This window comes from Virgibacillus sp., from assembly GCF_013393565.1.
GTDB lineage: Bacteria > Bacillota > Bacilli > Bacillales > Amphibacillaceae > Virgibacillus > Virgibacillus dokdonensis.
In genome coordinates this window covers 1-10000 of sequence record NZ_JABXHF010000064.1, presented here as the reverse complement: position 1 = coordinate 10000, position 10000 = coordinate 1, and the positions used below count along the sequence as shown (strand labels likewise).

Annotated in this window: 9 protein-coding genes and 1 riboswitch; of the genes, 5 read left to right on the top strand and 4 right to left on the bottom strand. The window is 36.6% G+C overall.

The genetic code is table 11. The features are described from left to right. Positions 1-207: 207 nt before the first annotated feature. Positions 208-777: a biotin transporter BioY gene (locus tag HLX49_RS13325; RefSeq protein WP_101932630.1), complete on the bottom strand. Its 570-nt coding sequence runs from the start codon at positions 775-777 to the stop codon at positions 208-210. A 495-nt stretch (positions 778-1272) separates the two neighbouring features. Here HLX49_RS13325 and HLX49_RS13320 point away from each other — a divergent pair, with 495 nt between their 5' ends. Continuing rightward, positions 1273-1995 (top strand): 3-ketoacyl-ACP reductase, encoded by a 723-nt coding sequence (locus tag HLX49_RS13320; RefSeq protein WP_101932631.1) that lies wholly within the window; start codon positions 1273-1275, stop codon positions 1993-1995. A gap of 283 nt (positions 1996-2278) precedes the next feature. Here the strand turns inward: HLX49_RS13320 and thiT are convergent, their stop codons facing one another. Both thiT and HLX49_RS13310 read right to left on the bottom strand, forming a co-directional pair. Then, positions 2279-2878: an energy-coupled thiamine transporter ThiT gene (gene thiT / locus HLX49_RS13315; protein ID WP_101932632.1), complete on the bottom strand. Its 600-nt coding sequence runs from the start codon at positions 2876-2878 to the stop codon at positions 2279-2281. A 155-nt stretch (positions 2879-3033) separates the two neighbouring features. Continuing rightward, positions 3034-3137, bottom strand: a riboswitch (TPP riboswitch). A gap of 589 nt (positions 3138-3726) precedes the next feature. After that, positions 3727-5367, bottom strand: coding sequence for a M4 family metallopeptidase (locus tag HLX49_RS13310; protein ID WP_296362462.1), 1641 nt, complete (start codon positions 5365-5367; stop codon positions 3727-3729). An 805-nt stretch (positions 5368-6172) separates the two neighbouring features. Between HLX49_RS13310 and HLX49_RS13305 the strand changes: the two genes are divergently transcribed. Continuing rightward, entirely contained in the window at positions 6173-6643 is a 471-nt protein-coding gene (locus HLX49_RS13305; RefSeq protein WP_101932634.1) for an ImmA/IrrE family metallo-endopeptidase, read from the top strand. Positions 6644-7233: 590 nt separating this feature from the next. Here HLX49_RS13305 and HLX49_RS13300 read toward each other — a convergent pair. Beyond that, positions 7234-7602: a hypothetical protein gene (locus HLX49_RS13300; RefSeq protein WP_296362459.1), complete on the bottom strand. Its 369-nt coding sequence runs from the start codon at positions 7600-7602 to the stop codon at positions 7234-7236. A gap of 234 nt (positions 7603-7836) precedes the next feature. On the opposite strand from HLX49_RS13300, the gene HLX49_RS13295 reads away from it, so the two are divergent. The 3 genes from HLX49_RS13295 to HLX49_RS13285 form a co-directional block, all read left to right on the top strand. After that, positions 7837-9030, top strand: a complete 1194-nt coding sequence (locus HLX49_RS13295) for an NAD(P)/FAD-dependent oxidoreductase (protein ID WP_296362457.1) — start codon at positions 7837-7839, stop codon at positions 9028-9030. A 21-nt stretch (positions 9031-9051) separates the two neighbouring features. Further along, a complete protein-coding gene (locus HLX49_RS13290) occupies positions 9052-9606 on the top strand; it encodes a hypothetical protein (protein ID WP_296362455.1) in 555 nt (184 codons plus the stop codon). 96 nt (positions 9607-9702) lie between these two features. Continuing rightward, a partial coding sequence (locus HLX49_RS13285; RefSeq protein ID WP_296362453.1) for an MBL fold metallo-hydrolase occupies positions 9703-10000 on the top strand: 298 nt, incomplete at its 3' end.

Genomic DNA, 10000 nt, shown 5'->3' with positions numbered 1-10000 from the left:
CGCGAGAACTCAAAGCCCTCACCCGCAAGAGGGGCGAGCGACTTTTTACATAGGACGGGCGACTTTCCGATGGACGGGAGCGATTTCCGGTGCACAGCGGGCACTTTTTCACTGCAATAAACAAATTTCGTGTGTATACACATTATTTAATTTGGTAATTTAGAATAATAATCCGCTCATATAATTAACAATTCTACCTTTCCGCATTTATACTACCTTTTGTTTCGTTTCCAAAATTAAATTAGCATGTACGAGACGTTTTCGAACAGCAATTCCTATCCAGCTAGCTAATGCAGCTTTAATAAGCCCAACGATGATAAATGGATACACTCCAGCTACGAATGCTGCATTCCATGAAAGATCTAAAATAAATTTCAACTGCGTTGTCCCAAACGCTAGCGTAATAAACATGCCTATAATATTTGCAATTAAAGCATTTTGGAAACGAAAGCTTGTTTTTTCGAGAATGAAACCTGTAACATATGCTGTAACAATAAAACCAAAAATATATCCTCCTGAAGGACCTACTAACACATGTGCCCCGCCGCTAAAGCCAGCAAAAACAGGTACCCCTGCTCCTCCAATTACCGCATAGCAAATCATCGCTAACGCGCCTTGCTTACTGCCTAAAATAGTGGCGGTAATTCCGACTGCTAAAGTTTGTCCACTTATCGGTATGAGTGGTAGTGGTATTTCGATTTGCGCCAAAATAGCTGTGAGTGCTGCAAACAAAGCACAATTAAGCATAAAGCGAAGTCTTTTTCGTTGCTGTCCCATGTTAATAAAGCCTCCCATTTCCAATAAACGTTGATGTTTTTTCAAAATTGTACTTGGAAAAAAGGATATTGTCAACTTAATTTTCAAAAAAGTTTACATTTTGTATGAGTCTTTTTTCCGCTTATTCGTTCTATTAGGAAGAAGCAATAGGCTTATTCAACAGATGCCATCAATCTACCGTACCCAATTAATAAAATGTAAAGTGTACCATAGCTAATAATGGTTACTAAGATTTCTCTTTCGGATAAAAGGACCTTATTCTAAACCAACTGGCGATCTCCTTAATCCTATTAACGACTTTAGAAGGGTATGAGCAAATTTTCACGCGGAACGGGCTACTTCTACCTATGGGAGCGATTTTCCGAAGAATGGGAGAAAGTTAACCATTACGCTGGTTAACTTTCTAATGATAGGAGTCTGTAGTTTGAATCTATTCTTTCATATAAGATATACTTACAATACAAGTAAGAATCAATGGAGAGGGGATGGCTTACGATGGGGCAACAAATTAAAGGGAAGATTGCGTATATTACAGGTGCTGGTAGCGGTATTGGAAGAGCAACAGCACTTGCTCTTGCTCAGGAAGGTGTTCATTTAGGCTTAATAGCTCGTACGAAATCCAAACTGGAAGCTGTTGCAAGAGAAGTAGAAACATATGGTGTTAACACCAATTATGCTGTTGCTAATATAGCAAAGTTGGAAGAAGTAGAGGGGGCTGTTGCGGAGCTAGAAACGTCGCTTGGGTCTGCAGATATTTTAATAAATAATGCAGGTATTGGAGCATATGGTAATTTTCTAGAGATGGATCCAGAAACGTGGAAACAAACTTTAGAGGTGAATGTGTTCGGTACGTATCACGTGACCCGTGCCGTATTACCACATATGCTTAAGAAAAATCAAGGCGATATTATCATGATTTCCTCCAGTAACGGATTAAAAGGAACAGCAGGTTCGACTTCTTACAGTGCTTCCAAATTTGCCATTCAAGGTATGTCCGAAGCTTTAATGCAAGAAGTACGCAGAAATAACATTCGCGTTTTCACATTAAATCCAAGCCTTGTTGCCACAGAGCTTGCTTTCGGCGAAAAGTTAGCGGAGAAAAATGACGATAAGTATATGCAAGCCGAAGATTTAGCTGAATACATGGTAGCGCAATTAAAATTGCATCCGAGAATGTTTATTAAACAGTCGTTACAATGGGCTACGAATCCGTTCTAAAAACCAACACTGTTGCGGCAGACATTTAACAAAAGCCATTGCAACAGTGCTTATGATTGGCTTTTATAAAATTTTGTCCATTTTCAGAGACCGTTACTAAATAAATCATTCATTATCCTAAGGTCTACTCTGGCTAATCGAGATAACGAACAGGGTGTTAACTTGCAGCTAACGAGCTGATATAAATACTTGGTAAGTAACTTTGATAGCCAACGTTTTTTAATGGAAAGGCGTTGGCTATTAATTACGGTAAATAGTTTTCATAAAAAGGAAACGCTTATACTTAGGATGCTTTCTTCACCTGTTTTTTAGTCATAAGTGTTTCTGCTTGCACTAACCGAGGAGCGCTAGCTAAAATTACCGCTAAAACAATAGCACAAAAAACAAACGCACCTACAAAAGTCGTTCCATTCGCTATAAATGAATAAACGAGTGGCGACGTACCCTCAGGAGCAGATTCACCCCAAAAGATTACACCTGCAAGAAAATGCCAAAAATACCTTGCAATACTACCCACGAATGTCGCAGCCACAACCCATGCCAAAGCGGTTTTTTTATACCCTTTTTCAAAACTTTTCTGAATTATAGAAGAGAGTAATCCGGCAAAACCAACGCTAGCAAAAGCAATAAAATATTCAATAAAAAATTGCAATGGTGTCAAATAGTAAGCATCACCGAGCATCACCTGTAACAACCCCCATAAGAAACCCGCTAATATCCCTGCTAGCATTCCTCTCCGAAATGCAAGAATAAATATGGGCACCATAGCAAAAGAGATCGATATAGCTGGTGATAATTTAATCGAAGGAAGAAAATCCAAAATCATTGCAAATGCTGCAAAAAATGCTGCTTCAATCATTACTAATAAGCGAATATTTTTCATTAAAAAAGCTCCCCTTTCACGGAAACCCCAAGGGAAGCATCATTGTTCAGCGTAGTTGTTCATTTATGTGTAGAAGGTAAATGCTTATAAACGTCCGCTTTACATTCAGGATCTTCCTTGCACCTAAATCGAACTAGCATTTTATGAATAAACCTAAACATTGTTGTCCACATCCCTACGCAAGTGCTAACTAAACAGGTTCAAAGGGTCTCGAACGATTTCGTTCCATCTCAGCAAAATAGCTCCCCTTGTGGTTTCTATGTATATGATTTTCATCTATTATAAGCGATAAATTGTTCTTTGAACAGCTTTTAGCTCCTTTATACACCAAAATTTTTTTAGCAACAAGTCGTGTTCAAATAAATAGTCAGGGAAATGAAGCTAACTTCTTAAATTATCGAAGAGGTCGCGCACATTCCTCATGTTGGCGATAGCTTTTCACCATTAAAAAGACATGTCTGATATACGCATCAATGACCTACCAAAGTCAAAGAAGTATATCTGACATGCCTACATCCAGAGTAGAGAGCGAGTGCATAACTAATTTTCCGTGTACTTTAAATGAAGTGCGTTTGGCATAGCAATTAGAAAAATAAACGATAAAAAAGTGATAAATACCTATTCATCAATCAATCTATGTTTATAACGATCACTACTTCGTGTTTCATCGTACCAAGCAAATGAGTCGCCAATTTCAGACGGATGAATTCTAAAGCTACCTCACGAGCAAAACTCCAGACTCAAAAGTAACAGCCTATGCTTTTCTTACCATTACGCCTTAACGCCATTCGTAAATAACCTGTTTTCACACTAATTTGCACTTCAAATTCATTCTTTACACCTTTTTATTAGTTTACGCCAACGCGCTCCCACGCACGAGCAACTTCCTGAGCAGCGCTTTCCCCATACAAATCTTGAGCGGATTGAATGAGTGCTTGTCTTGCATCTTGGAAACTACTATTCGGCGTTAAATAGGTCGTTAATGCACGATAATAAACTTGTTCCGCCTTACTTACACCTATACCATGAACAGTGAAATAAGCCGCTTTATTCGGAATTCCACTATTGATATGAACTCCACCCCAATCACCGTCTCGGGTGTTTGGTAAATGTTGATAATCGTTCATATGATCTGGCTGATTATACCTTGTTGGGTTTGCCAAACTGCGCAGTGCATCCCCTTCAATACCAGGTGTAAATACATCTTCACCAATTAACCAATCACCATCTACAAAATAGGCAAAAACATCAGCAAACGATTCATTTAACGCACCAGATTGGTTGGCATACACAAGATCAGCTGTTTCATCAATTACCCCATGTGTAAGCTCATGAGCTACAATATCATTTGCACCTGATAACGGAGCAAATCTTCTTCCGTCTCCATTACCGTAAATGATTTTATCACCAACCCATACCGCATTATTATAATTATTTCCATAATCGACAATAGACCGAATTGTTGCACCATTGTCGTCATAGCTGACTCGACCAAATGTATTATAATAATAATCAAATACTTGTCCAGCATAATAGTGAGCATCAACAGCTGCCTGTTGTTCTTCATTCGTAAAACGATTATCTTCATCTTTCACATACACACCTGGAAGATTTCTATCGCCTCTTCCTTGATTCGTGAACGTTTCAATAACGCCATTCATTCGTTTTGTCGTATCATAGAGATAGTAGTCCCCTTGATGATAAAACGTATTTAACTGTCTATGATGTCCAAGGGTACCTATTCCACTTCCAGTTGAGGCAAATTCTTGTGCCTGATTGATTGCTTTTAAAACCTCTCCACTCTCTGCATTTACCCAAATATTCCAGTACGCTGGTTTCGGTTTGGCGAATTGAAGCTCTACGCGATATGCTAACGTGTACTGTTTATTGTCATCGTGATAGACAACTAAATCAGCAGTTTCTTCCAGTGTATTGAACGTTTCTCCAGTTAACGACGCCATTTTTTTATTCGCTTCACTACGTTTTACATCAATGTGCTTCCAAGCATTATTTATTGCCTGCTTTTTGGTTAGTTTTTGTTTTTCTTTTAATTTTTCAGGGGCATTAGGATGAAATTCCCCGTTAATTGCTGTAATTTTTTTGTCTTTATTCACATGTACGACAATTTTAGAATTATCTATCGGTATATTTTGAATTTTCGGTTTATAAATGTAGTGGATCATACCTATATCATCTACATCAGATTCTATAAAATCTAGTTTTGTTTCAGAGTTAATTTTAAAGACTTCTTTATTCTCCAGCAAAAATTTTCTTACATCTGCCTCTTTCGTCACTTTTCGTTCGGATAACTCTCCGTTAATAAACGAAGGCCCTTTTTGCTCATTTTCTTGCTCCCATTTCGTCTCAACATCTGAATTAATTTCCCATTCTTCCCCTGAATCAGCAGCATGGGTCACCTGAGCATTACTCACGATTAATGTAGTAGCTAAGGTCATCAACCCAATTCGATGAAGCCATTTCTTTTGCATTTGCAATCACTCCTTTTTTGGAAACTATTGGTATTTCTTGTGGGGATAATAGTATCGTAGATTGCAATATATGACAATAAACCATTTGACTCATTCTCGGTTGAATAATTAGGTATTAATACCTATAAAAAACAATTCAGAAAGTCATATTATAGACATTATATAAAAAATAGGTTACATAAAAAATGTAACTTATATAGGCTTTTTAGGGGATTTTTAGAGGATTTATTCATTTTCTTTATACTACGTCGTTTCATGCTTCCCTTTAATATAAAAATGTCCTATTATAAAAGTATTAATCTATGAATAGCGTGTCTTATTTTATATTTCATAAGTACAAATACCTATTATTGGCACACACTTCGAATTAAAAATGTTTGATAAGATAGTCTATCATGCATTGATTTATGTTATTATAAAGAACTTAGGATATAAGAATGTCATTCTAGTGTCTTATATTAAAAAATGCTTCGATTTTTTTCATTTTTCATTTGTTCCATCTACTTCCTTTTTCATTTTTTTATGCTATAATTTGGATTACAACACATGACATATAAGGTATTATCTTACATTTACTACGTACTACTTTATAAATCTCTTAACAGTTCCGATATTCTAATTACTATGACTAACTATGAAAAAGTAAGCGATACAAATCTTATACTAGTTGAACTATGTAGGAATATGTTTTTCCCTTTGTGTGTCCTTACGCACCAACTATCTCGTTCACTGTTTAACAAAATGAGGCGCTTGCTAACTACATAAGGGGTAAAATCAGAGATTTTGACTATGTCGGAGGTCTACGATGAGTTATAGAACTACACCATTAGAAGAAGGTATTAAAAATCTTTACATGAAACTAGGTATTACAGAACCAGAATATCCTATTGAAGAACTTGCGGTAAATTTAAACATTCATTTAAGTTACCAAAAAAAACCTTGCCTGCAACAAAGAGGAACCATATATTTAAACCCTTATTTGTCAAGTAAAAAACAGAAAGAACTGTTTTTTTATGAATTATCACATGTCCTTCCGCATGTAGGGATACAATTATTTATGCCAAAACTATTTAAAAGTTTGCAGGAACATAAAGCAAACTATATTGCTCTACATTTAGCAATACCAACCTTCATGTTACAAAAGGTAAACTTCCCTCTATATCATGAAGATGCAATTGCAAATGTTGCGAACCAATTTAAAGTAACAACCGAATTTTCACAAAAACGGTTACATGTATATAGAAATCAAGTAAATCAAAACTTAAACATTCTCTAATAGTCGTTCAAGAAGTTATCATTCTACAATGAGTTAATTTAAACAAACAAGATATATTTATTTAAAATTCTTAATTTAAAGACGTTTCACAAGTGGAAGGAATCTTATACGAAAGTTGTGCTACATTTTCCAGAAAAAATCTATGGGTCTATGAAGAAAGCGCATACCATGAGATTTACAAGCCTACGTTGTTCTCCAGGTTGCGTAGATGATATTTTTTATATAAATGCTTTTCCAATTAGATGAAGTAAATCGATAAGAGGAAGAATAACGTTGAAAAAATAGGCTTAACTTTTATTGCGCTAGGAGTTGTTTTTCGCGTAAAGAAAGGGTTCTCATTGAAAATAGAGGTAAAGCTTACATAACAAATACGATTTTGAAAAAACGTAGCTTACCGCTAAGCCTCCATGACACGATCCTTCGTTGTTTGTTGAAGTTCTATCCTTTCTATCGTGTAAAACTTATGAACATGCAAAAAAAGATGGGGCATAAACAAGACGTATTTAAGCACCATCTTTCCTTCATATACCTTCCGTTTCGTTCTTTCACTAACGGTAGATCGACTTCATATATTACAGGCTCTTCTTCCCTTAAATCAGAGTACGTATTAATAATTTCAGGGTTGTACAATACCTGCATCTCTTGTCGATATTCCCGCCCTTAAAATAACTACCGCCTATATATTGTGCTCTAAAAATCGGTTTTCTCTGCCCGCCCGCGTATCGCATTGAGTGCGACGTGACGAGCAAAAATACCGCCATCGATATATAAACTCCAAACACTTCAAAATCGCTTGTTGAATAGAAAAAAACATGAATCGTGCTCGGTTTATCTTGATTTACACTATTATTTCTTATATGGGTATTTCCATTGGCAAAAATGATGAGCCACTGCTCTTCCCCACCTTCTTCTATACCTTTAAGTTGGGGTTTTTCAATGGTGACATCTCCATTTAACATGTATCCAGCTCTTAGACAAACTCCCTAAGAGTATGTGTCAAGTTTTTTCTCAACATAGTTATAACCTCTATATTTCTAGCTACACATAATCCCTATGGCAAATTTAAACTATCCTACAAACTTTATACTACCTAAAAGTGAAAAATAAGGGAAACCCCCTATAGTATAAGAAGCTATTCAATCGTACAATGAATATAGATCTGAAAATAACTTTGTAAAGCGAGGGGGAGACATATGTCCAAACATTATCAAGTTCTCATCGTAGGTGGCGGTACTGCTGGCATAACAGTTGCTGCTCAGCTGTTACATTACTCCAAACATTTTAAGCATAAAATAGCAATTATTGAACCAGCAGAAGAGCACTATTATCAACCTTTATGGACACTTGTCGGAGCAGGAGTTTCTAAAATAGAGGCGACAAAACGATCCATGGAAAGTGTCATACCAGAAGGGGCAGACTGGATTCAAGAAAAAGTAATTTCTTTTGACCCAAAAAATAACAACGTTTACACCAAAGAAGGCAATCATATTCCATACGACTACCTTGTTGTTGCAGCAGGGATTGACATCAACTGGCAAGCAATAAAAGGGTTACCAGAAACGTTAGGAAAGAATGGCGTTTGCAGTAATTACGCTTTTGAGCACGCTCCTTATACATGGGAAGTTATTCGTAACTTCACAAGTGGAAATGCCATATTTACGCATCCAAACTCACCAGTAAAATGCGGTGGGGCGCCACAAAAAATCATGTATCTTGCAGAAGAATCTTTTCAAAAAACCGGTGTTCGGGATAAAGCAAATGTACTATTTTATTCAGCGAACCCTGCCATTTTTGATGTTAAAAAGTACCGTAATGCCTTAGAAAAAGTCATTGACCGAAAGCAGATTCAACCACACTTTCGTCATCATTTAATTGAAGTACGTGGCGAAGAAAAAGTAGCCATTTTCGAATCATTAGAAACTGGCGAGCAACAAAACGTATCCTTCTCCATGTTACACGTTACTCCACCAATGCAAGCACCATCTTTTATTAAGGATAGCCCAATTGCAGATGATGGAGGCTGGGTGAATGTGCACCCGTATACTTTACAACATACTCAATATGCTAATATTTTCGGCATTGGTGATTGTAGTAATTTACCGACATCAAAAACAGGAGCCGCGATTCGTAAACAGGCACCTGTTGTTGTGCAAAATATTATTTCTTCGATAAAGGAAAAACCGCTTGCAGCAACTTATGACGGGTACAGCTCTTGCCCACTTGTAACAGGGTATAATAGCCTAATTTTAGCCGAATTTGATTATAATAAAAATCCACAAGAATCGATGCCATTTAACCAAGCAGTAGAAAGAAAAAGTATGTATTTATTCAAAAAAGATTTCTTGCCAATTATGTATTGGGATGGCATGTTAAAAGGAATTATGTAAACGGAGAAGGGGGATGAAACAATGCCACATACTGCTATCCATTCAGATGAAAATAAAGACCTTCTTCATGAGTTAAAACAACCTGAAATCCATCAAGCTTTAACGGGTATTATTCATCGGTTACCTGAAATCGAACGCACGTTACAATCGCTAGAGCAAATGACACAATTTTCGATGCATGTCACAAAAGACCAAACTACGATGGAAGCTTTAGAGGAACGATTGCAGTTATCCAGAGTCGATGAAGAATCATTGGAAGCGCTTATCGCTTTATTAGCCAAACTTCCTACTATACTGGAAATGGTCGAGCAAATAGAAAAGATTGCCTTGTTTATCAAACATGTTGTCCATGATGAACAATCCATGGAACAAATAAAAACATCTATTGCAGAGCTTCCGTTCATACAGCAACAGAAGGAAGCAAAAGATTTCTTCGAAGCAGTTCAAACGAGACACAAATCGATCGAGCAACATATTTCTATTTTTACCATTATCAAATGGATGAAAGAACCTAATGTACAAAAATATTTAAAATATATACAAGCTACTTTAGACGTTTTAAAGGCTAGGAAATAACCTAGTGCTGAGGTTAAAATAAGGCTGAATTTTAAAAATCAAAGTGCCTTCAACAAGTCTTATTTAAATATGAGATATAAAAAGGAGTTGTCTATCATGTTATTACAATATTTTTATGATGATAAGTTAGCGCAAGCATCCTATTTGGTCGGATGCCAAGCAAAAGGAGAAGCGGTTGTTGTTGATCCAGCTCGTAACATTGAAGCGTATTTTTCTACTGCTGAAAAAGAAGGGATGAAAATTGTAGGTGCGCTAGAAACACATATTCACGCTGACTATGTATCCGGTGCTAGGGAAATTGCTGATCGCGTAGGCGCTACCTTGTACGTATCCGATGAAGGAGATGCAGATTGGAAATATGAAAACCTTGATAGCTTTTCTTATAAACTACTAA